This is a genomic window from Tychonema sp. LEGE 07196, assembly GCF_963890365.1.
Lineage (GTDB): Bacteria > Cyanobacteriota > Cyanobacteriia > Cyanobacteriales > Microcoleaceae > Microcoleus.
Genome location: NZ_CAWPRX010000169.1, coordinates 19,271 through 44,873, shown reverse-complemented (window position 1 = coordinate 44,873; position 25,603 = coordinate 19,271). Strand labels below are relative to the sequence as shown.

17 protein-coding genes and 1 CRISPR repeat array are annotated in these 25,603 nt (G+C 46.6%); of the genes, 8 read left to right on the top strand and 9 right to left on the bottom strand.

Annotated elements, in window-relative coordinates; translation table 11 throughout:
- Positions 1 to 49 precede the first annotated feature (49 nt).
- Together AACV78_RS20570 and AACV78_RS20565 are read right to left on the bottom strand one after the other, a co-directional pair.
- The gene (locus AACV78_RS20570; protein ID WP_194008933.1) at positions 50 to 3,397 is read right to left on the bottom strand and encodes a PAS domain S-box protein; all 3,348 of its coding nucleotides are present in this window, start codon (positions 3,395 to 3,397) and stop codon (positions 50 to 52) included.
- A 546-nt stretch (positions 3,398 to 3,943) separates the two neighbouring features.
- On the bottom strand, positions 3,944 to 4,603 hold the full coding sequence (locus tag AACV78_RS20565) for an HAD family hydrolase (protein WP_194008934.1): 660 nt from the start codon (positions 4,601 to 4,603) through the stop codon (positions 3,944 to 3,946).
- A 458-nt stretch (positions 4,604 to 5,061) separates the two neighbouring features.
- Positions 5,062 to 9,716: a CRISPR direct-repeat array (repeat unit 37 nt; unit sequence GCCGCAATAAACTCCACTCCCTTCTAGGGATTGAAAC).
- Positions 9,717 to 9,925: 209 nt separating this feature from the next.
- On the opposite strand from AACV78_RS20565, the gene AACV78_RS20560 reads away from it, so the two are divergent.
- Positions 9,926 to 11,734, top strand: a complete 1,809-nt coding sequence (locus tag AACV78_RS20560; RefSeq protein WP_194008935.1) for an aspartate kinase — start codon at positions 9,926 to 9,928, stop codon at positions 11,732 to 11,734.
- 282 nt (positions 11,735 to 12,016) lie between these two features.
- Here AACV78_RS20560 and AACV78_RS20555 read toward each other — a convergent pair whose 3' ends face one another.
- The 3 genes from AACV78_RS20555 to dcm form a co-directional block, all read right to left on the bottom strand.
- Complete coding sequence (locus AACV78_RS20555) at positions 12,017 to 12,382, bottom strand: DUF5615 family PIN-like protein (RefSeq protein ID WP_194008936.1); 366 nt, start codon at positions 12,380 to 12,382, stop codon at positions 12,017 to 12,019.
- The gene (locus tag AACV78_RS20550; protein WP_194008937.1) at positions 12,357 to 12,710 is read right to left on the bottom strand and encodes a DUF433 domain-containing protein; all 354 of its coding nucleotides are present in this window, start codon (positions 12,708 to 12,710) and stop codon (positions 12,357 to 12,359) included. The genes AACV78_RS20555 and AACV78_RS20550 overlap by 26 nt, the downstream gene beginning before the upstream one ends.
- Before the next feature lie 117 nt (positions 12,711 to 12,827).
- Positions 12,828 to 13,793 carry a DNA (cytosine-5-)-methyltransferase gene (gene dcm / locus AACV78_RS20545; RefSeq protein ID WP_194008938.1) on the bottom strand — a complete coding sequence of 322 codons (966 nt, stop codon included), beginning with the start codon at positions 13,791 to 13,793 and terminating at the stop codon, positions 12,828 to 12,830.
- Positions 13,794 to 14,050: 257 nt separating this feature from the next.
- On the opposite strand from dcm, the gene AACV78_RS20540 reads away from it, so the two are divergent.
- Positions 14,051 to 14,434 carry a DUF4346 domain-containing protein gene (locus tag AACV78_RS20540; protein WP_194008939.1) on the top strand — a complete coding sequence of 128 codons (384 nt, stop codon included), beginning with the start codon at positions 14,051 to 14,053 and terminating at the stop codon, positions 14,432 to 14,434.
- Between the two features lie 59 nt (positions 14,435 to 14,493).
- Here the strand turns inward: AACV78_RS20540 and psb32 are convergent, their stop codons facing one another.
- The gene (gene psb32 / locus AACV78_RS20535) at positions 14,494 to 15,216 is read right to left on the bottom strand and encodes a photosystem II repair protein Psb32 (RefSeq protein WP_194008940.1); all 723 of its coding nucleotides are present in this window, start codon (positions 15,214 to 15,216) and stop codon (positions 14,494 to 14,496) included.
- A gap of 262 nt (positions 15,217 to 15,478) precedes the next feature.
- Here psb32 and tnpB point away from each other — a divergent pair, with 262 nt between their 5' ends.
- Together tnpB and AACV78_RS20525 are read left to right on the top strand one after the other, a co-directional pair.
- Positions 15,479 to 16,639, top strand: coding sequence for an IS200/IS605 family element RNA-guided endonuclease TnpB (gene tnpB / locus AACV78_RS20530; protein ID WP_194008941.1), 1,161 nt, complete (start codon positions 15,479 to 15,481; stop codon positions 16,637 to 16,639).
- A gap of 51 nt (positions 16,640 to 16,690) precedes the next feature.
- Complete coding sequence (locus tag AACV78_RS20525) at positions 16,691 to 16,888, top strand: hypothetical protein (protein ID WP_194008942.1); 198 nt, start codon at positions 16,691 to 16,693, stop codon at positions 16,886 to 16,888.
- A 205-nt stretch (positions 16,889 to 17,093) separates the two neighbouring features.
- On the opposite strand, the gene AACV78_RS20520 is transcribed toward AACV78_RS20525, so the two are convergent.
- Positions 17,094 to 17,777, bottom strand: coding sequence for an NADPH-dependent FMN reductase (locus AACV78_RS20520; RefSeq protein ID WP_445329593.1), 684 nt, complete (start codon positions 17,775 to 17,777; stop codon positions 17,094 to 17,096).
- Positions 17,778 to 18,080: 303 nt separating this feature from the next.
- Between AACV78_RS20520 and ftsH the strand changes: the two genes are divergently transcribed.
- Entirely contained in the window at positions 18,081 to 20,018 is a 1,938-nt protein-coding gene (gene ftsH, locus AACV78_RS20515) for an ATP-dependent zinc metalloprotease FtsH (protein WP_228042360.1), read from the top strand.
- Between the two features lie 375 nt (positions 20,019 to 20,393).
- Here ftsH and AACV78_RS20510 read toward each other — a convergent pair whose 3' ends face one another.
- The gene (locus tag AACV78_RS20510) at positions 20,394 to 21,005 is read right to left on the bottom strand and encodes a M23 family metallopeptidase (protein WP_370528823.1); all 612 of its coding nucleotides are present in this window, start codon (positions 21,003 to 21,005) and stop codon (positions 20,394 to 20,396) included.
- Positions 21,006 to 21,301: 296 nt separating this feature from the next.
- On the opposite strand from AACV78_RS20510, the gene AACV78_RS20505 reads away from it, so the two are divergent.
- Positions 21,302 to 21,682 carry a hypothetical protein gene (locus AACV78_RS20505; protein ID WP_194008944.1) on the top strand — a complete coding sequence of 127 codons (381 nt, stop codon included), beginning with the start codon at positions 21,302 to 21,304 and terminating at the stop codon, positions 21,680 to 21,682.
- A 167-nt stretch (positions 21,683 to 21,849) separates the two neighbouring features.
- On the opposite strand, the gene AACV78_RS20500 is transcribed toward AACV78_RS20505, so the two are convergent.
- Positions 21,850 to 22,680 carry a phytanoyl-CoA dioxygenase family protein gene (locus AACV78_RS20500; RefSeq protein WP_194008945.1) on the bottom strand — a complete coding sequence of 277 codons (831 nt, stop codon included), beginning with the start codon at positions 22,678 to 22,680 and terminating at the stop codon, positions 21,850 to 21,852.
- 223 nt (positions 22,681 to 22,903) lie between these two features.
- On the opposite strand from AACV78_RS20500, the gene AACV78_RS20495 reads away from it, so the two are divergent.
- Together AACV78_RS20495 and AACV78_RS20490 are read left to right on the top strand one after the other, a co-directional pair.
- The gene (locus AACV78_RS20495; RefSeq protein WP_194008946.1) at positions 22,904 to 24,358 is read left to right on the top strand and encodes a RecQ family ATP-dependent DNA helicase; all 1,455 of its coding nucleotides are present in this window, start codon (positions 22,904 to 22,906) and stop codon (positions 24,356 to 24,358) included.
- Between the two features lie 240 nt (positions 24,359 to 24,598).
- Positions 24,599 to 25,561: an RluA family pseudouridine synthase gene (locus AACV78_RS20490; RefSeq protein WP_194008947.1), complete on the top strand. Its 963-nt coding sequence runs from the start codon at positions 24,599 to 24,601 to the stop codon at positions 25,559 to 25,561.
- Positions 25,562 to 25,603: the final 42 nt, after the last annotated feature.

Sequence of the window (25,603 nt, the reverse complement as noted above, 5' to 3'; positions counted from 1 at the left end):
TTTTGGTAATCAAACGGAGACGATTTGACTTTTCCCCTGCGTCCGAATGTCAACGAATTGGAATTTCGATAATAAATTCAGTACCTTTACCCGGTTGGGAGACACAGTGCAATTTGCCGTTATGTTTTTCAACGACAATTTGGTGCGAAATTGATAAACCCAAACCTGTACCTTTACCTACGGGTTTTGTGGTATAAAACGGGTCAAACAAACGCACAATCTTATCTTCGGGAATGCCAGGGCCGTTGTCTTTAATCCGAACGCGAATCTTCTTGTTATCAACTGTTTCAGTTTTAATGGTGATTGTAGGAAAGCTAGAATCAGCGGTGTTTTTTCCTTGGGTGCTGTTTTCTTCCAAGGCATCCATTGCATTGGCTAATACATTCATGAATACTTGATTCAACAGTCCGGGATGACATTCTATTTCCGGCATTTCTCCGTATTCTTTAATAACTTCAATGCCCCGCCAGTTGGCTTTGGCTTTCAGCCTGCTGTTCAACATTAATAAGGTACTGTCTAAACCTTCGTGAATGTCGGCAGATTTGATTTTTGCTTCGTCCGCCCGCGAGAAATTGCGGAGAGTTTGAATAATTTCTACAATGCGATCGCATCCTGTGTGCATCGAATTGAGCAATTTTGGCAGGTCTTTTGCGAGAAATTCTATGTCTATATCTTCGGCTTGTTTCTGAATTTTGGCTGGGGGATTTGGGTATTCTTCTCCATACATTTGCACGATGTCTAACAAGTCGAGAACGTAGTCGCGGACGTGGCAGAGGTTGCCGGCGACAAAGCCCACTGGGTTGTTAATTTCGTGGGCAATTCCTGCTAGGACTTGTCCGAGGGAAGACATTTTTTCGGTTTGGACTAACTGCATTTGAGTTTGCTGCAAATTGTGCAAAGCTGTTTGCAGTTCTTGGGATTTTTGCCGATCGCGCTTTGCGGAGGCGGCCCGTTCTTCCTCAACTCCGATCGCCCCAGCAATAATTCCGATCAGCTTGCAATCGGCTTTAGAAGGTGCGATCGGTTCGGTGTAGACAACGCACACCGAACCGACATAATCGTCGCCGCGCCGCACTGCTTGTCCCAGATAGCTTTTGAGTTCGTAGCGGATGACAGCGGGATCGCTTTGGCCGTAGATCGTGTTCTGCAAGTCAGGAATTGCCACAGCCCGATCGCTGGCTTTTTTGTATACGTCAGTGCAGATGTGGCCCTCGGCGCGATCGACCTCCGGGTAGTCAGGCGGCGTTTGCCAAGTTGCGATCGCGCGCAGCAGTCCGCCACCGATGTGGCTGTAGACGGCGCAGGTTCCGCCCAAAAGCTCGCCGGCTAAGGTTGTCAGGCGCTGGATGTTGTCAGCAGCATCGGTGGTGAATCCCAAAAAGCACTCGTTGATTTTGCTGAGGCGGTACTCTGCTTGCCGGCGCGCCGTCATGTCGCGGGAGTTGATCACAATTCCCCTCACAGCGGGGTCTGCTAGCAGGTTAATGCCGACTCCTTCGAGAAAACACCAAGAACCGTCAACGCGCCGGAACCGACCTTCTACGGCGATGGGATCGCCGGGATTTGCGATCAGTTGTTGGAGATAGGAAATCACCGAGGGAAGGTCGTCAGGGTGAATGAAATCGAGAACCATTCGACCCATCAGTTCCTCTGGTTCGTACTCCAAGACTGTTTCTACAGAAGGGCTTTCGTAAACAATGCCGCCGCCCTCGTCGAGAATAGTAATGATGTCGGAACTGTTGAGAATGAGCGATCGCCACTTAGCCTCATTTTGCGATAAAGCTGACTCGGCTTGTTTGCGATCGGTAATATCCTCGACCATTTTGAGAATAAACTGCGGCATTCCCTGACTGTTGTCGATGACAGAGGCGCTGAGGCGTCCCCACCTGATGCTGCCGTCAGGGCGGAGATAGCGCTTCTCGATTTGGTAAGCTTGGCGATCGCCCAGGGCCAACTGCTGGCGCAACTGGCGCGAAGCTGGTGCGTCTTCCGGGTGCGCGCAGGAGTCGATATCCACCCCCCGGAGTTCAGCTTCCGATCGCCCCAGCATAGCTTGAAATGCCGGATTAGTGGCGATCGCAACACCTTGGAGAGTAGCGACTGCCATGCCGATCGCACCGCGTTCAAAAATTGCCCGAAACCGCTGTTCGCTTTCGCGCAAAGCTGCTTCTGCTTCCACTTGCTGGGTGATGTCCCGCCCCGCCACTGCCATGCCTTTGCGGGAACCGTCGGGGTTGAACAGCGGCACTTTCCGCACTTCAAACAAATTGCTGCCGCCTGTGGGTAAGGGGACAATTTGGCTGCAGGAGGTAAGAGTGCCTGCTTCCCAGGTGGTTTCGTCGGTTTCCTGCCAATTTAACAGGATTTCTCTGACTCTGGGATCGGCTGCTGCTGCGAGTTCGGCAGTCGTTTTGCCTTGGTAGTCTGCGGTTTCCCAGCCCAAAAGTTTGAGGGCGCAGTCGTTAGCAATCAGCCAGCGCCCCTCGCTGTCTGTGAGGTTGATGGCATCGGGCACGGCATCGATCGCGGTTTTCAGCCAGTATTCTCGATCGCGCAGGGCTGCTTCGGCTGCTTTGCGATCGGCGATTTCGGCGACAGTTCCTTCGTAGTAAAGGAGTTCGCCTGCTTTGCTGCGGACTTCGCGCACGTTTTCCGAGATCCAGGTAGTGCTGCCGTCACAGCGGCGGACGCAGGACTCAAACTCTTTCAGGGAGGAGGTGCGGCTGATTTCGGCGATAAATTCCGCGCGGCGGGTGCGATCGGTGTAAAGGTTTTTTGCCGAACATTTTGCGATCAGTTCTGACGGGGAATCGTAGCCGTACATTCGGGCGAGTGCGGGGTTGGCGCTGAGGTAGCGCCCGTCTGGGGCGGTTTGAAATATGCCTTCGGTGGCGTTTTCAAAGATGCTGCGGTATTTTGCTTCGGCTTGTTTGAGGGCTTCTTCTGCTTGCTTGCGATCGGTGATATCAGCTTGGACACCGATGAAGTGGGTGACGGTGCCGCTGCTGTCGCGTACCGGCGATATCGTGAGTTCGTTCCAGAAAGGGGTGCCGTCTTTGCGGTAGTTTTTCAGAACTACTTTGCAGTCGTGTTGTTCTTTCAGGGCTGCGCGGATTTTAGCGACGGCTGCGCGATCAGTATCCGGGCCTTGCAGGAAGCGGCAGTTGTGTCCGATGACTTCGCCCGTCGAGTAGCCTGTAATCTGCTCGAAAGCGGGGTTGCAGTAGACTATTGGTTGGTCGGGTAAGGTAGCGTCCGAAATCGCGATGCCGTTGCTAGTAGCTGCCAAGGCGCGATCGTACAGCCTCCATACTTCTTCTATTAAATTCGGTACATTGCCACCAGTGCGAGTCGGCGATAGCGTTTCAGAAGGAATACTTATATTATCGATCTGCATGAGTTTTTTATAGATTGAGTTTCTTGTCGGTTCCGACTGACTGCACCCCAAAGTTCAACAGAATTGCCCTATTTTCCTGCGCCCCAACTGAGAAGGCGATCGTGCAGAATTTATGCCGTAAATCCTACAAGAGAAAAAATCTAGTCTCCCTCATTTTTCTTTTCTTCGGCCTTGAGCCTTTTGCTTTGTGCCTTCAAACGACTCCTACTTGCTAATTTATAATAGTTGTTGCTAGGATATCTCTATCTCTGGTATGGTTTACTTGGCAGATGTCGCGCGGCTTACCGGTTCGCACAGCTAATTGTTTATAACAAACAAAAAAACACCTGCTATTTTTAAATATTTTTTATTCATAAATTGCAACTTTAAACAAATTTTGAAATTGCCTGTTATTTTATCAAATCCTCTATTCATCGGAATAGTAAATTTACTGTTGACTGTTGACTGTTAACATCATTCCGGTGCAACCTGAATTAATATTAAGTGCTGCAATTATTTTTATTAAATAAAATAATTGAACTTCTCCTGAAACAAACCGACTCAAGATTAATTTTGAATCATCGCAGCAAGTTCCGAAATATTGTCGATCGCGAAAGTCGGTTCTAGGGCGAGACACTCAGGGCGATCGCCGTATCCGTAAGCCGCCCAACAAACATCTATCCCAGCATTTTTCGCAAACAGCAAATCAACCGCCGTATCGCCAACCATTAACACTTGATTGTTATCCAACTCCGGAAACAGCGGTTTAATAATCGAGTGAAAAACACTCGGATTTGGTTTCTGAATAATTTGTCCGTCATCACCTAAAATTAAATCAAAAAAACTGTGAATCTTTAACTTTTCTAGAAACAAATTAACAAAACTAACGTGCTTGTTGCTCAAAACTCCCAAATTCAATCCCGACTTGCTCGCCAACTGCAATACTTGCTTGGTTCCGGGAAATAAATCGAGTTGCTTTTCACCTTCTGTCCGATAAAAAGAGCGGTAAGTTTCCACCCATTGGGGAATTGCGCTTTCCTCGATCGCCGGATGCAGGATTTTGAAACTATTTGCTAAATTGATCCCGATCGTCCCTTGAATTGTCTCAGCAGCAGGGGGAGCAATATTGAAACTTTCAAAAGTTTTGGTAAAGCAATATACAATAGCTCTGTGAGTAATTGCCAAAGTGCCGTCAAAGTCGAAAATAATTAACTTGTACTGATTCATTTTCGTCAAAAAATCCTATAATTAGAATATGTGCGAATAAATCTTACCTAGGAAGGCGAGTTTTGCCGCAGTCCTAAACTCCCTTTTATTAAAGTTTACAGCCTAAACCAGCCCTTTGTTTTTTCCCTTGTGTGCTTGCTGTCAGGGTAAAATTGAGGGTATTGGCGGGGTAGTCCGGGGCGATCGAACTATTTTCTTTGCGTAAAAATTCGCCAACCTGTAGGTGTAAAATTTGGGGGGTCAAATTTTTAGGCTATAATCTATATAGAGTAAGGGTTTGATGCTCCCTCTCCGAAAATGAGGTTGGCGAAATCGCTAGGACTGTTGCTACATAAGGATTTTAGGTTAAAGTGCGAGCTATGGTATTGACAGAACGGGGACTGAAATGGTATTTTGGGATGAGGTTGGCGAAACTGAACCTTGAAAACCAAATAGAGCAATGGTTTCACACACCGGCGGCCGCAATAAACTCCACTCCCTTCTAGGGATTGAAACCCTGTGCTTTTTTATCAGAGTGTTGCGACCTATGCCGCAATAAACTCCACTCCCTTCTAGGGATTGAAACATCACTAATTAGCTTGTTTGAACAAGCGAACAAATGCCGCAATAAACTCCACTCCCTTCTAGGGATTGAAACATAATGACCGTGAATACCTGCAATCACGACTACCTATGCCGCAATAAACTCCACTCCCTTCTAGGGATTGAAACCATTGGCCCCCTTAGTTGCCCTGTTGAATAGTAGGCCGCAATAAACTCCACTCCCTTCTAGGGATTGAAACTTTAACACCGTGCATCTCTCCCTCTATCGCTTGCCGCAATAAACTCCACTCCCTTCTAGGGATTGAAACGCGAACATTTTAGTGCGATAACAGCCACAAGAAATGCCGCAATAAACTCCACTCCCTTCTAGGGATTGAAACGGGTGATCGCCAGCTCGGACGAGTTTATAGATAAAGCCGCAATAAACTCCACTCCCTTCTAGGGATTGAAACAAGAAGTTGAAGCGCGACGCACCTGCGACGACTTTTACGAGCCGCAATAAACTCCACTCCCTTCTAGGGATTGAAACAAAATTATTGCCACAGAAGCGAGGAAAGGAAAAGGATACAGGGCCGCAATAAACTCCACTCCCTTCTAGGGATTGAAACAACAATTAGATTTTGAAGAGATGTCGCATCGTCTTTTGGCCGCAATAAACTCCACTCCCTTCTAGGGATTGAAACTTGCGGCTACAAGATACTGAAGATAGAGCATTGATTGTCGGTGCCGCAATAAACTCCACTCCCTTCTAGGGATTGAAACCAAGAGTGCGCCATTTCAATAAGAAATCGAAACAAGCCGCAATAAACTCCACTCCCTTCTAGGGATTGAAACAAGTCGGGGTGTCGCTCTGTCAAACCTCAGAGCTCGAGCCGCAATAAACTCCACTCCCTTCTAGGGATTGAAACTCCACCAACACCCGCAATCTTTAAGCCAAAATCTAGCCGCAATAAACTCCACTCCCTTCTAGGGATTGAAACTAAAATGTGAACTCTGAATCTCTTATTTTCACGCCGCAATAAACTCCACTCCCTTCTAGGGATTGAAACAACCCAGACTTTAAACATTATCAGCAATTTACCCGCTGCCGCAATAAACTCCACTCCCTTCTAGGGATTGAAACTTCTACTGAGACAGCTAGCTTAGTACAAGAGCAAGAGCCGCAATAAACTCCACTCCCTTCTAGGGATTGAAACGATTTTGCAGCACATCATTTTTACTTTGTCGATAAAAGCCGCAATAAACTCCACTCCCTTCTAGGGATTGAAACTTGTAAAGAATTGCGATCGACCTAAAACAACGATCGCAAGCCGCAATAAACTCCACTCCCTTCTAGGGATTGAAACTAAGCAGCCTAGATCCGAGGGGATGAGAGGGATTAGCAACGCCGCAATAAACTCCACTCCCTTCTAGGGATTGAAACGGCTATTGACATTTATCAGCAAAATAATGAATAATCAGCCGCAATAAACTCCACTCCCTTCTAGGGATTGAAACAGAGTATTTTGATAAGTGGATAGTAAGTATTAATTAGCCGCAATAAACTCCACTCCCTTCTAGGGATTGAAACTTGCAATCGTTGACCGTTACAGGTCTTTCACATTCGCCGCAATAAACTCCACTCCCTTCTAGGGATTGAAACGGATAGTCAGCAGGGTAGTTGCATTTATTTTAAAAATGCCGCAATAAACTCCACTCCCTTCTAGGGATTGAAACCTGAACCCTACAGCTATCCCAGAAAGTTTGTACAGGCCGCAATAAACTCCACTCCCTTCTAGGGATTGAAACCTTTAAATAAATATATAAAATACACTATTCATTCTAAGCGCCGCAATAAACTCCACTCCCTTCTAGGGATTGAAACCAATCTCATACTTGATGGCTATGAACCATTTGTCGCCGCAATAAACTCCACTCCCTTCTAGGGATTGAAACCTTACCTTTCCTCATATGACTAAGCTCAGAAGCGCCGCAATAAACTCCACTCCCTTCTAGGGATTGAAACGCGAATCCTAACCGCTGTCTTTCTGACTCAATCCAGCCGCAATAAACTCCACTCCCTTCTAGGGATTGAAACGGGTCTTACGGCGGCAGAAGCCGATGCGACCACGCCGCAATAAACTCCACTCCCTTCTAGGGATTGAAACTCCATTACTAGCTCCGTCACCTTCTCAGTCAGTACAAAGCCGCAATAAACTCCACTCCCTTCTAGGGATTGAAACGTGGCAAAAGCTGGACGGCTCGACTGCTAGCCAAGCGAAGCCGCAATAAACTCCACTCCCTTCTAGGGATTGAAACCAAAAGTGCGATCGCCTTTATCTACAGGCAACAGCCGCAATAAACTCCACTCCCTTCTAGGGATTGAAACTTCGCGACAAGCTGTACCACCTGAACTAAAAGAGCGCCGCAATAAACTCCACTCCCTTCTAGGGATTGAAACCGGATTGAGCCGAGGGAATATTGAGGTAAAATCTCGCCGCAATAAACTCCACTCCCTTCTAGGGATTGAAACAGCACTAGGGCGTGACAGTAAAATGTCCAGTATCCGGCCGCAATAAACTCCACTCCCTTCTAGGGATTGAAACTCTCTGATTTTATTTTAATGACATGACAATTACGCCGCAATAAACTCCACTCCCTTCTAGGGATTGAAACGCGATGTGCGAATCATGCTTGGCGCTAGCGATGATGGCTTGGCCGCAATAAACTCCACTCCCTTCTAGGGATTGAAACTCAGCTTTCCAAGCTAGTTTCTGAGCCTCAGTTTTTGCCGTACCGCGCCGCAATAAACTCCACTCCCTTCTAGGGATTGAAACTGACATTAGCGGCCGCTTGTCGTTGCGGGCCTCGCCGCCGCAATAAACTCCACTCCCTTCTAGGGATTGAAACAATCATTACAGATGCGGGAGATACCACAATGATTGCCGCAATAAACTCCACTCCCTTCTAGGGATTGAAACCTTTGGGCGGGGAATTGGCACTGGAATAAATTGAGCCGCAATAAACTCCACTCCCTTCTAGGGATTGAAACTTCATAGATTTTATTCCACATGACCCTTTGGGAGTTAACGCCGCAATAAACTCCACTCCCTTCTAGGGATTGAAACTTTGGGTTTTGGGCGATCCTTTCTGCTCTGTAGCGCCGCAATAAACTCCACTCCCTTCTAGGGATTGAAACATCAGTTTGACTTCATTGGGATAGAGAAAATTCCATTGATGCCGCAATAAACTCCACTCCCTTCTAGGGATTGAAACGAGGAGCATATTAACAATAGCTCATAATGTACTGTTGGCCGCAATAAACTCCACTCCCTTCTAGGGATTGAAACGGGTTTTGTCGAGTTTGTCTGAGTTTTCAAAAACTCATGATTGCCGCAATAAACTCCACTCCCTTCTAGGGATTGAAACCGGTCGCCTGATGGTGAGTTGATGTGTCACCCGCATTGCCGCAATAAACTCCACTCCCTTCTAGGGATTGAAACTAGCTCCCTGGGCTGCCCGCACCACGCTTTCTTGGCTCTCTTGCCGCAATAAACTCCACTCCCTTCTAGGGATTGAAACCCATAAAATATTCCTTAGATTGCCGATCGCACTTGCCGCAATAAACTCCACTCCCTTCTAGGGATTGAAACGGCGATTAACTGGATGTCTCTGTGGTTATTTTGCCGCAATAAACTCCACTCCCTTCTAGGGATTGAAACCGGTTGGCGATCACGTTTGACATCGGATCGAGGTCAAGCCGCAATAAACTCCACTCCCTTCTAGGGATTGAAACAATCCGATGGGCTCGAACGGTGCGGTTGGCGATCAGCCGCAATAAACTCCACTCCCTTCTAGGGATTGAAACTTGATGCTCCCCAAAATTGTTGAAGTGTATCAGTGTACGCCGCAATAAACTCCACTCCCTTCTAGGGATTGAAACAAAACTCTCAAACTTAGACACCCTGAAGTTTTGAGTGCCGCAATAAACTCCACTCCCTTCTAGGGATTGAAACTTTCCCTGGAATTGGCGGCACACCTGTTAGATCGCGCCGCAATAAACTCCACTCCCTTCTAGGGATTGAAACGATTGTAGTGTGGGCCATCCCTCCCCCTAGCGCCGCAATAAACTCCACTCCCTTCTAGGGATTGAAACCCTAAGTCACCCTTAGCCCTGTCTTACCGGGGAGGCCGCAATGCCGCAATAAACTCCACTCCCTTCTAGGGATTGAAACTCTAAGCCATTAGGCAATGAGTGGAAATCAGTAAAGCCGCAATAAACTCCACTCCCTTCTAGGGATTGAAACTCACCCTTGACAAAATCTTGGTGAAGCTCCAAAGCCGCAATAAACTCCACTCCCTTCTAGGGATTGAAACGAAGTAGCAATATAAAAAGGCAACAACATATTTAGCCGCAATCAACTCCACTCCCTTCTAGGGATTGAAACCTGACCTGGGTCAATGGTAATCTGCGGACTTACACGCCGCAATCAACTCCACTCCCTTCTAGGGATTGAAACAGGTTGGTTGAAAAAGGCTTGATATCGCTGCAACGCCGCAATCAACTCCACTCCCTTCTAGGGATTGAAACTTAGAGCTTCCTATGCCCAAATACTCGCCCAAAACGATCGCTCTCGTAAAAAACCGGGTTTCTTGATTGAGAGTGTATAAGTCCGACTGCTGCAAAAAGCCCGATCGACCACCAGCCTCACAAACAAGATAAACATCCGCTATAATCCAGAGTTTGCGTGTATTAATTGGTTAAGAGTAAAGTATTGCATCACTTTTGTGTAAAGTCCTATGGCACTAATTGTTCAGAAATACGGCGGAACATCGGTTGGTACAGTCGATCGCATTTTGGAAGTAGCGCGACGAGCAGTCAAAACAGTAAAGCTGGGAAACTCCCTAGTTGTCGTACTTTCGGCGATGGGAAAAACGACTGACGGTTTAGTGAAACTGGCTAAGGAAATTTCCGCAAATCCCAGCAAGCGGGAAATGGATATGTTGCTCTCCACCGGGGAACAAGTCTCGATCGCGCTTTTGAGCATGGCACTGCAAGAAATGGGACAGCCCGCAATTTCCTTTACAGGAGCCCAAGTCGGCATCGTCACCGAAGCAGCCCACACCCGCGCCCGGATTTTGCGGATCGACCCGAACAGGGTTGAAACCCAGTTAAATAGCGGTAAAGTCGTAGTCGTCGCCGGTTTCCAAGGCATCGCCAACGCCGGAGAATTGGAAATTACCACCTTGGGGCGGGGCGGTTCCGACACCACAGCAGTCGCCCTTGCCGCAGCGCTGCGGGCCGATAGATGCGAAATTTATACCGACGTGCCCGGAATTCTGACTACAGATCCGCGCTTAGTTGCACAGGCGCAATTGATGGACGAAATCACCTGCGACGAAATGCTGGAATTGGCGAGTTTGGGTGCAAAAGTCCTGCACCCGCGCGCCGTAGAAATTGCCAAGAATTACGGTGTGCCGCTGGTGGTGCTTTCTAGCTGGAGTGACGCGCCCGGTACGCGGGTAGTGTCCCCCCCTCCATCCGCCCGGCCTTTGGAGGGCTTGGAGCTCGCGAAAGCGGTGGATGCGGTGGAGTTTGATTTGGATCAGGCGGGGGTGTCGCTGTTGCGCTTGCCCGATCGCCCTGGAGTAGCAGCGCGGTTGTTTGGGGCGATCGCGCAGCAAAACCTCGATGTAGACTTAATTATTCAGTCAATTCACGAGGGAAATACTAACGATATCGCCTTTACGGTGAGGCGAAATTCGCTGAATCAAGCTGTGGCGGTTGCAGATGCAATTGTCCCCTCCCTCGGCAAGAATTCGCGCCCAGAATTGGGGGAACCGGAAGTGAGGGCAGAAGAAAGACCCATAGCTAAAGTTAGCATTGCGGGTGCGGGAATGATCGGCCGTCCGAGGGTAGCAGCCCAGATGTTTAATACTTTGGCGGATGCGGGGATTAATATTCAGATGATTTCGACTTCCGAGGTGAAGGTTAGTTGTACGATCGATGCGGCAGAGTGCGATCGGGCAGTTGCCGAACTTTGCAAAGCATTTGATGTCGCCAACTCCCCTGTCGGGCTGCATTCATCATCCCACAAACCGCCCGCTGTGAGGGCTGTAGCCTTGGATCTCAATCAAGCGCGTCTGGCAATTCGCCAATTGCCCGATCGACCCGGAGTAGCAGCAAAAATGTTCGGACTTTTAGCCGAAGAAAATATCAGCGTAGACACGATCATTCAATCGCAGCGGTGTCACAATATCGACGGCATATTAACGCGCGACATTGCATTTACCGTAGCACAAATTGACGCAGAAGCAGCTAAAACAGTCCTAGAAAAATCAGCAGTAGAATTCGGCTGGGGCGAAGTAGCAGTCGATACAGAAATCGCCAAAGTTAGCGTTGTCGGTTCCGGGATGGTAGCGCATCCGGGAGTTGCGGCAAAGATGTTTGAAGCGCTGTCGCAGCACCAAATCAACATTCAAATGATTGCAACTTCCGAGATTAAGATTAGCTGCGTTGTGGATGAGGCACAGGGTATCACAGCTTTGAAAGCAATTCACGCGGCGTTTGAGCTTTCGGGCAGTGAAAAAGTTCAAGTTCCAGCGTAATACTTGTTTGCTGAATTAGTCCTGGATGCGCGGATGGTCAGAAACCGGGTTTTTTCACAAAAATCTTGCATCGTAGCCCGTAGATTAGGTAAAAAACCCGGTTTCTTGGAGTCTTGACGCGCCCGTGACTGTTAATATTATGTCCGACTCAGCCTGTGTTAAGATGAAATTGGCGATCGGCCTTGATATCGTTTCCGGTTGCATCGGAATAATAAAATCGAGTCAACAGTCAACAGTCAACAGTCATGAGGAGTGCAACCGAAATTGATATGACAAATTTATTCAAACAATTTCTCGCAAATGAACTATTTGATCCTGATATTCAGCATCAAAAGATGCCTCAGCAATAAAAATCAATTGCCGAATATTTTGTCCGATACTTAATTTTGCATTGAGGAGAAAAATCCCCGGAATATGACAACCCTCAGCTAAATGATCTGTCAAATGCACGGGCATCGATTTACGATTGTTCGTCACCAATATAAAGTTATATTCCTCGCACCATTTAATAATTTCTGGATCTAAAGTTCCTCGACTCGGAGCTTCGGGTTCGCCCACGCACCAAATTATCAAATCGGGATTGCGTGTCAGCATTTCAGCTTTATAGCTAGGATCGACATTTTCATCTAACAGATAATTCAGACTCATTTGTGATTTGTTTAGCTTTTTGTTCCGCTATCAATTTTTGCAGTCTGGCAATACCAGGTGGAGGATTAAGTTGTTGTGCTTTAAGTTGCTGGTGACTCCACTCCAACCAATCAGCAATGTAGTTGCTAACCGCCTCTTTGTTGTGCAGGTAGTAAAGGATAGTAGCATAAACTTGTTCCAAGTTTAGAGATGGATAAGTTTGAGCAATTTGTTCGGGAGTGCGATTGCGATGGATGAAATCATATAGAATGGTTTCAATGCCGATTCGCGTTCCTTTTATGCGAATATCATCGGGCCGCTGAAAGTCGAAATAGTCTTCAAGTTGCATGGGTGAACAATCCTATTTTAAAGTTTGTGTAAATTGAATTTATAATTAATATTGTATCATTTCAAGTGCTATTATTCCTTAGTCCGCGAATCGTCCTGACTTCGTATAGAAGGAGTTTCAACCGCCGATTAATATTTCTTTCGCAATCGCCTCCACCACGGGCACGCAAACCGAATTCCCAATTTGCTTGTAACTTTCCCCCGCACTCGGATAATTCTTAAAATCTTCAGGAAAACCCATGAGACGGTAACATTCCTTCAGCGTCAACTTTCTCACCAAATCTCGATCGGGAAAATAGACAAAAAACCGGCCCGATGTTTCTTGCGAAGGAATTGTCGGATGCACGCCATCCACCGAATAAATGCGATTCGGCTGTCTGTGCACCCTCGACAAATGTTCTGTATTCGGCCTCACCCCAGTTTTCCAAGTACCTTTATTTCTGTATCCTACAAACACAAGTCCCGAATCTTGCTTTCTCGGATAATCAATTAAAGTATATTCTGATTTATCCAATATTTCAAAATCCCCCGTCTCGTCTAGAAATTCCCTGAGTTTGGGAGGAAACTTGCTTTTTAGGAATGAAAAATTGAAGGGTTTACCTTTAGTTGCAATAATAAATATTCTTTCGCGGTGTTGGGGAATGCCAAAGTCTTTAGCATTCAGCATTTTGTAATTCACGCTGTAGCCCAAATCTTCCAGACTAGCGATAATTACTTTTAAGGTATTTCCCTTGTCGTGATGGATTAAGTGCTTGACATTTTCGAGAACAACTACTTGAGGTTGTTTTACTTTAAGGATTTTACAAATATCGAAAAATAGCGTGCCTCTAGTATCTTCAAAACCGAGCTTTTTGCCGCAGATACTAAAAGGTTGGCACGGAAAACCGGCGACTAAAACATCAAAGTCTACTAATTCGGCGGGATTGATGTTACTGATGTCGGCAAAAGGCACTTCGCCGAAATTGTCTGCGTACACTTCTCGACATTTGGTGTTAATTTCGCAGGAAAAAATGCAGTCAAAGCCAACTTTCTCAAAACCTTGTCTGAAACCTCCTATTCCCGAAAATAAATCTATAAATTTCATCAATAATTTAATGCTAAATCTTGCCAAAACTAATGATAACAGATTTTGTTTCTCTTTCTTCTTTCACTCTGCGTTCTCTGCGCTCTCTGCGGTTAATAATACTCATTCAAACAAAAACCCCGCGACGGACAGGAAATTGCCGTGTCTGCCGATATCGCCTGTAATGTCGATCGCCCAAAAACTCCCAAACTTGTCCCGCAGCCGACTAAACTAGAAACAGCCAAAAAAATTACAGCTATTGTCTGCTTTATTTCACCATGAGTCAAACCTTGGAAAACCTCACCGCCATCGATGACAACCTCTCCAAACGCCACCTCGAACTCGATCCGGGCGGCTACTTCATCATCTATCTCGATCGCGAAACCAGCTTAATTTGTGCCAAACACTTCACCAACATCATCGACGATCGCGGCCTGGCTGTCGATCCCGAAACCGGCAAACCCATCCCCGCCCGTGGCAAGGTAGAACGCACTCAGTGGACGCTGTTTAGCGGCAGAACCGCCAAAGAACTTTGCGTCAAAATCCTAGAAGAAACCCGCCCCAGCCCGGTGACAATGTTAGATCACGCGGCTTATCTGGGACGGGAATTTGTACGGGCAGAACTTGCATTGTTGAGCGATCGAGAATACGTTCAAGATTAGTCCAGTCTCGCCCTAATTTCTGGAGAAAAAGGTAACTAATCGGATTTAGCAGTACGCGATTACGAAAAACCTTGGTACCAGAAATAAGTCACCATTGGAATCACTGTCGCCAACACCAACAGCACAACCACAACAACTGTGGCATTACCTTGTTCTGTTTCTTCAGCTTTTTTAAAGGTGCCTTCAACTTGAATGTTGTCAACAACTTTAGGCGCGCCCGGATCTGGTTCACCAGACATAACAGTAGCAATGCGCGAACTGGCCTCCGTCAAAGCCTCGTTGTATTTGTTAGCTTCCCGCAGGGGAACCTGCAGGGTTTCCCCTGCTACACTCTGGGCAATTTCATCGGGTAGCAGGGATTTCACCCCTTCCCCGGTGCGAATTACCGCGCTGTTGGTAACAGTGTCGAGAACGAGTAAAATTTGATTAGCCTGGTCTTCTTTTGTGGGAAACCACTGTTCAAATAGTTGATCCGTAAAAGTGGCAACTGTTTCGCCGTAGTCTAAGCGGCGGATGGTGACAAACCTGACTTCTTTGCCAGTTTGCTTTTCCACCTTGTCGAGTTCGCTGTTGATATTGCTTTCGCTGCTGCGGCTGAGTACGTCGCCTTTGTCGAACACCCAAGTTCGATCGCCCGCCGACAACAGGGGAAAGTCGTACACGCCAGCCGCCAATGCCGGCAACACCGCTATCTGCGAGGCGATTAGGGCGATCGCGATCGTCGCCGCCACTGGTTGGAGATATTTTCTCCAGTTAAATAATTGCTTCAGGAGTCTAGTCATGAGGTTAACCGTAAAACTGACTTTTTTCCAAAAATACTATAGAAACCCCCGTAAAATTCATTTTACACGGTGCAATATTTACAATTAGGTCGCCAGTCCAACTCCCCGCCCGATGATTTAAGGATTTCAACTATGGAACCAGCAGATAGTTATCATAAAAATTGGGTGGAGCGTAGCGGAGGGTTAAAACCTCCCCCTTGTAGGGGAACTTTACATTTAGCTCACTTTAGTTTACCATAGTATGAGTGGTTTGGTAAGCTATGTGTTAAAAGCCTATAAGTACAGAATCTATCCAACCGACGAGCAAGCGGCATTGCTGGCTAAGTCGTTTGGCTGTGCGCGATGGTTTTACAATTTTGCTCTCAACCTTACTAACGAAACCTACAAAGCAACAGGTAAAGGTTTAAGTCGTAATCAGATAATTAACCTACTACCATCTTTAAAAAAAGAACATGAATGGTTAACAGAACCTCCATCACAATGTTTGCAGCAAGCAGCGTTAGACCTGTCTACTGCCTTCTTAAATTTCTTTGAAAAGAGGGCTAAGTATCCAAATTTTAAGAAGAAGGAACAAAAGCAATCTATTCGTTTTCCTCAAAAAATAAAACTAGATGGTAGCTACTTAATTTTGCCAAAATTAGGTAAAATTTACGGCAAAATATCTCGATTTCCCGTCGGGAAATTAAAGTCTGTGACTGTATCTCTGACACCATCTGGGGAATACTATGCAGCTTGTCTCTATGATGACGGTAAAAACCAGCCATATTCAACATCAGAAGGTAAAGCTGTAGGCATAGATCTGGGATTAACTCATTATGCCATTACTTCAGATGGAACCAAGCACGGCAATCCCAAATATTATCGCAAATATGAGGTAAGACTTGCTAAAAAGCAAAAGCAACTCAGCCGCAAGCACAAGGGTTCTGCTAATAGGAACAAAGCACGAATTAAAGTTGCTAAAATCCAGGTAAAAATTACTAGATGCCGAGAAGATTTTTTACACAAACTAAGTCGTAAATTAGTTGATGAAAACCAAGTCATCGTAGTAGAAAATCTCGCCGTAAAAAACATGGTGAAAAACCACAAGCTAGCCAAGTCAATTACTGACGCTGGCTGGAGTAAATTTTGCACCATGTTAAAATACAAGGCCCAATGGTCAGGGAAAATATATATTGAAGTAGAGCGATTTTTCCCGAGTTCAAAGACTTGTAATAACTGCTTGCATCAAATAGATATTCTGAGTTTAGAGATACGTAGTTGGCAATGTCCTAAATGCCACATGAGGCATGACAGGGATATCAACGCGGCTATCAACATCAGAGATGAAGGTTTACGAATTTTGGCGGGAGGGCATCTCGCTACTGCTTCTGGACAACGTGTAAGACCATCTAAAGGCACTGCTTTTAGAGGCGATGTTGGGTGAAGGAAGAATCCCCACGCCTTCAGGCTGGGGAGTTGTCAAAAAGGTTGGATTATGCAATCCCAGAAAGTATTCTACGTCGAAGTTTGGGATAGCCGCGGCAACCGCCACGTCGCCGTCCAAAATGCCAAAACTGAGGAAGAAGCTTTGGAATTAGCGAAAAAGTGGATTGATAAGTACGAGTCAAAACCCGGAAGAATGGCGATCGACGTACCGTATCCTTTTGGAGAAATCATCGATATGCCATTTTGAAGTCAGTAGTCAGTAGTCAGTAGTTAGTGGTTATTGGTTATTGGTTATTGGTTATTGGTTATTGGTTATTGGTTATTGGTTATTGGTTATTGGTTATTGGTTATTGGTTATTGGTTACTTGCTACGAATTGCCACTTTCCACTTCTCAATTTCCAATAACAACTAACAAATAACAACTAACAAATAACAGCTAACAGTCCTTATACTAAGAAATTCCTCGCAATTTCCGCGTATTTTCTACTAAACTGCGAGCTAATTCATCAAACCTTTCAGACAATTTTTCATCCAACAATTTACCATCAGGACTAAAAGCGTTCCAAGCTTGTCCGATCGCAATTTGTTCGGGAATTACCCAAGCGTGCACCCATCTCAAAATAGTTCGCAAATCGTTAAGTGCGTTGCTGTTAACTTGCCCTCCCAAAACGCTAATCGCACCCGCAACTTTGCCGTCCAAATGCTCGAAAGTGAGTAAATCGAGGGCATTCTTGAGAGCGCCGCTGACGCTACCGTGATACTCCGGCGTTGCTAAAATCAAAGCGTCGGCTTGCTTTACCGCATTCCGCAGCTTTTCCACATCCGGGTAATCGAGATAATCATTCTCACCGTCGCAGAAGGGCAGATTGAGCGATCGCAAATCTAATATTTCAACTTCCGCGCCCAGGGCTTGCGCCCGTTCTGCTGCCACCTTCAACGCTAACTGGCTGTAAGATCCAGCCCGCAAACTCCCACCAATGCCGACAATTTTCACCATAAAACTTAAAAACAATAATTGCAGAAATAAGACGTACTCATTACGACTATGGTTAATATAACAAGTGCGATCGGCAACTGTCAATCGATTTGAGATTTGAGATTTATGGACGTGGCCGAGAAACCGGGTTTTTGCCAAAATTCTTGATTAAAGCCACAGATTTGGGAAAAAACCCGGTTTCTGAGTCGCTGTCCGTAAGTTGAGTAGACGTGACCGAGAAACCGGGTTTTTTGAGCAAAATCCCCGATCGAAGCCCCAAATTCAGTAAAAAACCCGGTTTATCAGTGGCAGTGGATTCAAAACCTGCCCTCTCAAGCGGACTCTTGAGAAGCCAGCGACAGAGAAACCCATCCAACACCCGGCATCTTGTTAAAATAAATGAATGTAGCAAATCAAAAGCGGTCAATCTTGGCAGTCTTCAACCTCGGGCAAAAAACCAATATGAAAAATTCTTGGAAACAGGTATGGCTGGGGCATCTAGCTGTAAACAAAGACAAATCGAGCCAGCAGAATCATAAAAAATCAATGCCCGGACGGAATCTTTGGCGCATCCTGGGCGGTTTGGTGATTTCTCAAGGAATATTGCTCTCGCCCCCGGTTTTTGCCGACAGCGCGCCTAACACCATGAGTTACAGCAAACTCATGGACAACATAGAGAAAGGGCAAGTCAGTAAAATCGAAATAGACGAAACTCAAAGAACTGCAAAAGTTAAGCTAAAAAATCAAAAAACCGATGGAGAACAAACTGTTACTCTGTTCGATTACAACAACCGAGAACTTTACTCGCAAATCCGCGCCAAAAAGATTGACTTTGAAGTCAAACAAACAGCCGACAATGCCGCGGCAGTCAGTTTAGTAATAAACTTGCTGGTGATTTTTGCAGTGTTGGCGGTGTTGATGGCTATTGTGCGCCGATCGACCCAATCCCAAGGAAATGCCATGAACTTCGGCAAATCCCGAGCCCGTTTCCAAATGGAAGCCAAAACCGGCGTGATGTTCGACGACGTAGCAGGGATCGAAGAAGCCAAAGAAGAACTGCAAGAAGTCGTCACCTTCCTCAAAAAACCCGAACGCTTTAACGCCATAGGCGCGAAAATTCCCAGAGGAGTTTTGTTAATCGGGCCTCCGGGAACCGGTAAAACAATGCTGGCAAAAGCCATCGCAGGCGAAGCAGCAGTCCCCTTCTTCAGCATCTCCGGTTCCGAATTTGTCGAAATGTTCGTCGGAGTCGGCGCTTCCCGCGTCCGCGACTTGTTCAAAAAAGCCAAAGAAAATGCCCCCTGCATTGTCTTTATCGATGAAATAGACGCGGTAGGAAGGCAGCGCGGCGCTGGTATCGGCGGTGGAAATGACGAACGCGAACAAACCCTCAACCAGTTGCTGACAGAAATGGACGGCTTTGAGGGTAACAGCGGCGTGATTGTGATTGCTGCTACTAACCGCCCTGATGTACTCGATACTGCCCTGCTGCGGCCCGGCAGGTTCGATCGACAAGTAACGGTAGATTTACCCAGCTACAAAGGACGTTTGGGGATTTTGCAAGTGCACGCGCGCAACAAAAAACTCGACCCAGAAGTTGCCCTAGACACGATCGCCCGCCGCACTCCCGGCTTTTCCGGCGCTGACTTGGCAAACTTGCTCAACGAAGCGGCAATTCTCACCGCGAGGCGGCGCAAAGACACGATTAGTAACTTAGAAATTCACGATGCGATCGACCGAATCACGATCGGGCTGACTCTGAATCCGCTGCTCGACAGCAAGAAAAAGTGGCTTGTAGCATACCACGAAATCGGACACGCCCTCGTATCAGCCATGCTCAAAAACACCGACACCCTAGAAAAAGTCACGATTATTCCGCGTTCCGGCGGTATCGCAGGCTTTGCTAACTACGTGCTCGACGACGAAATGATCGACAGTGAAGGTTTGAGGAGTCGGGCGTGGCTGTTAAGCCGGATTACAGTAGCTTTGGGGGGACGGGCTGCAGAGGCTGAAATTTATGGCGATGCCGAAGTAACTCTCGGCGCCAGCAGCGATATCACAGAAGTCAGCAAACTAGCGAGACAGATGGTAACGCTTTACGGAATGTCGGATTTGGGGCCTGTGGCTTTGGAAAGTCCGAACAATGAGGTGTTTTTGGGCCAAAGCTGGAATTCGCGGGCCGAGTATTCCGAAGAAATGGCTATCAAGATCGATCGGCAAGTCCGGGAAATTGCTATTCACTGCTACGAAGAAGCCCGCCGGATTATCCGCGAAAACCGCCATTTGGTAGACAAGCTGGTTGAAGTGCTGTTGGATGAAGAAACGATCGACGGTGATGAATTCCGCAAAATTGTCGATCGATACGCCGAGTTGACCAAAAAAGAGTTGGAACCAGCGTAAAGAGTCAGTTGACAGCAAAGCAGTTGACAGCAAAGCAGTTGGCAGTTGACAGGAAAGCAGTTGACAGGAAAGCAGTTGTCAGTTGGTAAAGAGTCATTAGTCCTTAGTCATTAGTCATTGGTCATTAATTCAGGTAAAGAATCATTAGTCATCAATCATTGGTGATTAGTGATTAGTCATTAGTTAACTAAGTAGGAATTATGCACCGACTCTATTTTTAGGGTGTGCCTGAAGCACTTTACTACTAACCCAAAAAAATGACTAATGACTGATGACTAATGACTCTTTATCTTAACTAATGACTAATGACTCTTTATCTTAACTAATGACTAATGACTAATGACTAATGACTAATGACTAATGACTAATGACTAATTAAGACTGATTGGAATACATTTCGCGAAGTACCAAAGCCGGGTCTACCCAGCGGCCGCCGTACTTCAAGCCCCAATGCAGGTGAGGGCCGGTCGTGCGGCCAGTCATTCCCACTCTGGCAATTCTCGCACCAGCCGGCACAGTTTGACCCTGCCAAATTTTCATGCTGCCTTCGCGATCGACATAATAGCGCCCGCCGTTAACTTTTTCTACCTTACCTCCGAGGTGACAGTAGATGTGCTCCCAATCTCCCGATCGCACCACCATACCAGTGCCGCACCTGCCATCTTCCCAAACTTCCACCACTTGACCGCCCCACCAATTGCGGATATAGCTACCTTCTGGCGCCGCCATGTCCAAACCGTAATGAAAATCTCCACCACGGGGGCCGAAGGTGGAACTGTAGGCTTCAAAATTTTCGACTGGGAAAGAAGCTTCTTGCCACAACTTACCCGTAGCGATTTTGGTTGGTAAAGCTGACTGAGCCTTGACCAACTCCTGCTGCAAATAAGGGCTAATCACCACGATACAGAGCGAAAGAACTAACAGTAGTATCGGTCTAAGGCGAAAAAAGCGTTTAACCGTCAGCGGGCCCCTAGAGTCTTGCACGATTTATTTAACTCCTGAAAGTTTAATGTGTTGGCGAATCTGCGTTGTCTGTTGTGCCAATTCGCTGCAAGATTGCCTCGCGTGCTGAATCTACTAGCGAATCAGTTAACCAAGGTGTATCTTACTGCATAGAGAACTGGTGTCAAGCCTTCGGCTTAAATATTGTAGCGAACAGAAAGTCATTGGCCCGGTGAAATTTGTGCTGCGGTTGAATTCGATCGAGCTTTTGTTTGACACTATAGTTTAGTACGGGATTTTGGATGCAGTCTGAAATCTCAAATTTATAACACACATAAGCAATGCTTACTGAAATTTTCCCTTTTAGTTTTGCCATAGACGCAACTGCGATCGCCGGTGCCTCCTTGTGGTCTTTAGCCCTGTACTGGGGTCTGTCGCCCCTGACAGAATGGGTAATCCTGCAACTCAACCGCTGGATGAATTTTGCCGAAAGATCCCTCTACACCTCCGAAGCCGAGTTTGAAAGAACCCGCCAAGCCAGAGAAGCTCAAAATGCCTTTTATGCTTCGCTGTTGAGCATTGTGCCCTTTTTGATTGCGGGCGGATTGTGCAATTGGGGAGTCGAATGGTCTCTGGGTACTGGTTGGGCGGTATCTATGGGTACTATCGCCTGTATTGGCGGCGGCGTTTACGAACTCGGCCGCCGAGACGGTCAATCTTAGGCGATTTGAGATTTTGGATTTTGGATTTTGGATTGCTCAAGATATTCGGAGATTTACCCGCCTCTAGAATCGATCGCAATCTCAAATCCAAAACTCCAACTCTCAAATAAATATGACATTTTCCGTTTATTTGTCGGTCGCGCCTCAAACAAAATTAGCAATGTATTTTAACCGTAATTTGACTCAGGATGTTTGCCTAAAAGTCGCAGTTGCCGCTCTGTAGCGGTAGCGATAATTTCGGGATTGAACTGCCACGGCCAAGGCGAAAATTTCTGCGCGATGTTGCGGTGGGAATAATGAACTTGCAGCATATAGCGACTACCATCGACAGTGGTATTTCTGCCGCCAGAGTGCCAAATTTCACTGCGGAAAAACAGCACATCTCCAGCTTTGCACAAAACTGGTTCTAGGGAGTGTCCGTTCCAAGTTTCTTCCCCGCGTTCGGGTTTTCTACCCGATTTGTGACTGCCAGGAATAATATAGGTAGGACAGAGGTCTTCTGTGATGTCGCTGAGATAGAAATGGGCTGTACAGATCCATACTGGCAGTTGAAAAGTGCGATTTTCTTCGAGGGCTCCGCTAACAGCAAACACGCTTTCGGGCAGTGGCACAAACACCTGATCGACGTGGACGCGCCAACCGTCGTAACCGGGCCCGCTTTTCCATGCAGTCATGCCGATAATGTGGCAATCGCTGCCCATCAATGCTTCTGCCAATTCAATAATACCAGGTCGATCGGCATAGGAAAGCCACAGCCGATCGCGATTAAACACGCATTTAAAATGTTTGTTCAATTCACTCCAACTGCTACCATCAAGTCCGAAGGGTTGCAGGCGATCGAGTGCTTCCCGGGCTGCCACGATTTCCGACTCGTCGAGCACACCGGGAATCAGCGCAAAACCATCTTCATGTAACGCCTCTACCGCCCCTGCTGTATCGGAAAGCTCACAAGTCTTTTGTCGATAGCTGAAAACTTCGCTCAAGGTGCTTGCGTTCATAATTCAAATTCGAGTAAAATTATTAACTGCTATTAAAATAACACTTCGGACAGTTTAACGGCTGACGCCCATGAGCGAGAAACCGGGTTTCTAAGAAAATTTTGCGATTAGTAACGAAAAGCCTACGAAGAAACCCGGTTTCTGAAGTCGCAAGGGCGAGTGTAATTGTCATTGATGCGTAATTCCTGTCTGCTATAATTAACTCTTCTGATTTGGAAATAAAATGAAATACCAACCAGAACCCACATCATTAAATCAAGCCCGCGCCGCCTTCCAAAAAATCTGGGGATACGACGACTTTCGACCGCCGCAAGGAGAAATAGTCGGCAATTTGTTAGCCGGAAAAGATACAATTATAATTATGCCGACAGGAGGCGGAAAATCAATCTGCTTTCAACTACCAGCTTTGTTACAAACAAACTTGACTTTGGTAGTTTCGCCCTTAGTCGCGCTGATGGAAAATCAAGTGCAAGAATTGCGCGATCGCAATCTCCCCGCTTCTATCCTCCACAGTCAAATTCCAACACAGCAGCGCCGACAAACGATGCAATTGCTGCAACAAAATAAATTGCGATTGCTGTACCTGTCTCCCGAAACATTGCTCAGCAAACCAGTTTGGGAAATTATCAGTCAGCCGCAAATCCAAATAGACGGTTTGATATTAGACGAAGCTCACTGTTTAGTGCAGTGGGGCGATACCTTTAGACCAGCTTACCGCCGTTTGGGGACAGTGCGGTCGGCTTTGTTGAAAGCTAAACCGCAAGGAAGTAAAATGGCGATCGCAGCTTTCACCGCTACCGCCAACCCGGAAGCACAAAAAACAATCAAAAATGTTTTGCAACTGCAAAAACCCGAAGCATTTCTCCTAAGTCCTTACCGTTCTAACTTACACCTGCAAGTTCAAACAGTTTGGACTCCGAGAGGACGCAAACAGCAATTATTAAATTTTATCAAAGCTCGATCAAAACAAGCAGGTTTAGTGTACGTCCGCACTAGAAAAGATAGCGAAAACTTGGCGGATTTGCTGGAAGAATCAGGCTGTGAAACCGCAGCATATCATGCAGGTTTGAGTCCAGAATCGCGGCGAAAAATCGAAACAGCTTGGCTGAACAACGATCTTAAATTTGTGGTGTGTACCTCCGCCTTCGGGATGGGAATTAACAAGCCGGATGTGCGGTGGGTTGTGCATTTTCAAGCACCTTTGCTATTATCGGAATACATTCAGGAAATTGGTAGAGGCGGACGCGACGGCAAATCGGCGATCGCCCTGACATTGATTAGCGAACCTACGGGCTTGCTTTATCCCGAAGACAAACAAAGAAAGGAGTTTTTTCAAGATAAATTGCGATCGCAATACCGAGAAGCGCAGCAGTTAGCCCAACAACTGCCAGTTAAAGGAAATATAGAAGCTGTTTCTCGCGAATTTCCCGAAAGCGATCTCGCCCTTTCCATCTTGCACAGCAGCGGACAATTAACATGGGAAGATCCTTTTAATTATGTTATCAATAAATCTGCACAGCAAAAAGGCGCAAAACAAAATTTTACCGCCGCTGCTGAAATGGCACAATATCTCAAACATCGAAAGTGCCGGTGGCAATTTTTGCTGCAAGCTTTTGGCTTTACCAATGAATCTCAATCTATGCGGTGCGGCCACTGCGATAATTGTCGCTTGCATTGACAATTAGACTAAAAAATGCTAGAATAAAAGATTAGACGGCGGTTAAAACCGCTGCTATACAAACGATGTCCGCCTCCGCGGACTGAAGAGGATAAATGAAGAGGATAACGTAATTTGTATTGCCTTTGTCTTCAACCCGCGGAGGCGGGTTTTGTCTTTATAGACGCGGTTTCAACCGCCGTCTGATCTTTGCGTAATTCCTGCTTGATAAAATCGGCAAAAACTGTAAAAATTAATTAAATGATAGAAACAGAGACGGCGGCACAGATATATACAGTAGAAAATACAGAGGAATTTAACCCGATTAATGTTACTCAACGATTAGATATTTGGCTGTCAAACCAGATACCAGACTTATCCCGATCGCGCGTGCAAACCCTCATATCACAAGGCCACGTCAAAGTCAACGACCAAACCTGCACCTCGAAAAAAATCTCAGTAAAAACGGGCGATCGCATCCACCTCACCTTACCCGAAACCCAGCCCACATCCTTACAAGCCGAAGCAATTCCCCTGTCTATCCTCTACGAAGATGACAGCCTAATTATCATCAACAAACCAGCCGGATTAGTCGTTCACCCAGCAGCCGGACACCCAGACGGTACATTAGTCAACGCTCTCTTAGCCCATTGTCCCCTAGCAGAAATCGGCGGAGTTCACCGGCCCGGAATCGTCCACAGATTAGACAAAGATACAACAGGTGCGATCGCGATCGCCAAAACCGACATTGCCCACCAACACCTGCAAGCCCAACTGAAAACCAAAACCGCCCGCCGCGAATATTTAGGCGTAGTTTACGGAGTTCCTAACACCGAAACAGGCACAATAGACCTACCCATCGGCAGGCATCCCACAGACCGCAAAAAAATGGCAGTAGTACCAGAAGAAAAAGGCGGCCGCCCCGCAGTTACTCACTGGAAAATTCAAGAAAGACTCGGCAACTATTGCTTAATCCACTATCAATTAGAAACCGGACGCACCCATCAAATTCGCGTCCACACAGCCGAAATCAAACACCCGATTGTCGGCGACCCCGTTTACAGTTCCAACCGTTCGATCGGCGTGAATTTAACCGGACAAGCCCTGCACGCTTGGAGGCTGACTTTGCAGCATCCGGTAACAGGAGAATTGATTGAGGCGATCGCACCTTTACCCGATCAATTCAACACCCTGTTAAAAATATTGCGGTTGCGCCGTTTGTAGTAAGGACTTTAGTCCTTTCTTTTTTTATTCAGAAAGAAGGAC

Bases quoted from the DNA above. Each gene is read 5' to 3' on its own strand.
- AACV78_RS20560 (WP_194008935.1), top strand. From the start codon at position 9,926: ATGGCACTAATTGTTCAGAAATACGGCGGAACATCGGTTGGTACAGTC.
- AACV78_RS20525 (WP_194008942.1), top strand. From the start codon at position 16,691: ATGCAATCCCAGAAAGTATTCTACGTCGAAGTTTGGGATAGCCGCGGC.
- AACV78_RS20490 (WP_194008947.1), top strand. From the start codon at position 24,599: ATGATAGAAACAGAGACGGCGGCACAGATATATACAGTAGAAAATACA.
- AACV78_RS20540 (WP_194008939.1), top strand. From the start codon at position 14,051: ATGAGTCAAACCTTGGAAAACCTCACCGCCATCGATGACAACCTCTCC.
- AACV78_RS20565 (WP_194008934.1), bottom strand. From the start codon at position 4,603: ATGAATCAGTACAAGTTAATTATTTTCGACTTTGACGGCACTTTGGCA.
- AACV78_RS20500 (WP_194008945.1), bottom strand. From the start codon at position 22,680: ATGAACGCAAGCACCTTGAGCGAAGTTTTCAGCTATCGACAAAAGACT.
- AACV78_RS20555 (WP_194008936.1), bottom strand. From the start codon at position 12,382: ATGAGTCTGAATTATCTGTTAGATGAAAATGTCGATCCTAGCTATAAA.
- AACV78_RS20570 (WP_194008933.1), bottom strand. From the start codon at position 3,397: ATGCAGATCGATAATATAAGTATTCCTTCTGAAACGCTATCGCCGACT.
- AACV78_RS20505 (WP_194008944.1), top strand. From the start codon at position 21,302: ATGCTTACTGAAATTTTCCCTTTTAGTTTTGCCATAGACGCAACTGCG.
- psb32 (WP_194008940.1), bottom strand. From the start codon at position 15,216: ATGACTAGACTCCTGAAGCAATTATTTAACTGGAGAAAATATCTCCAA.
- AACV78_RS20550 (WP_194008937.1), bottom strand. From the start codon at position 12,710: ATGCAACTTGAAGACTATTTCGACTTTCAGCGGCCCGATGATATTCGC.
- AACV78_RS20495 (WP_194008946.1), top strand. From the start codon at position 22,904: ATGAAATACCAACCAGAACCCACATCATTAAATCAAGCCCGCGCCGCC.
- ftsH (WP_228042360.1), top strand. From the start codon at position 18,081: ATGAAAAATTCTTGGAAACAGGTATGGCTGGGGCATCTAGCTGTAAAC.
- dcm (WP_194008938.1), bottom strand. From the start codon at position 13,793: ATGAAATTTATAGATTTATTTTCGGGAATAGGAGGTTTCAGACAAGGT.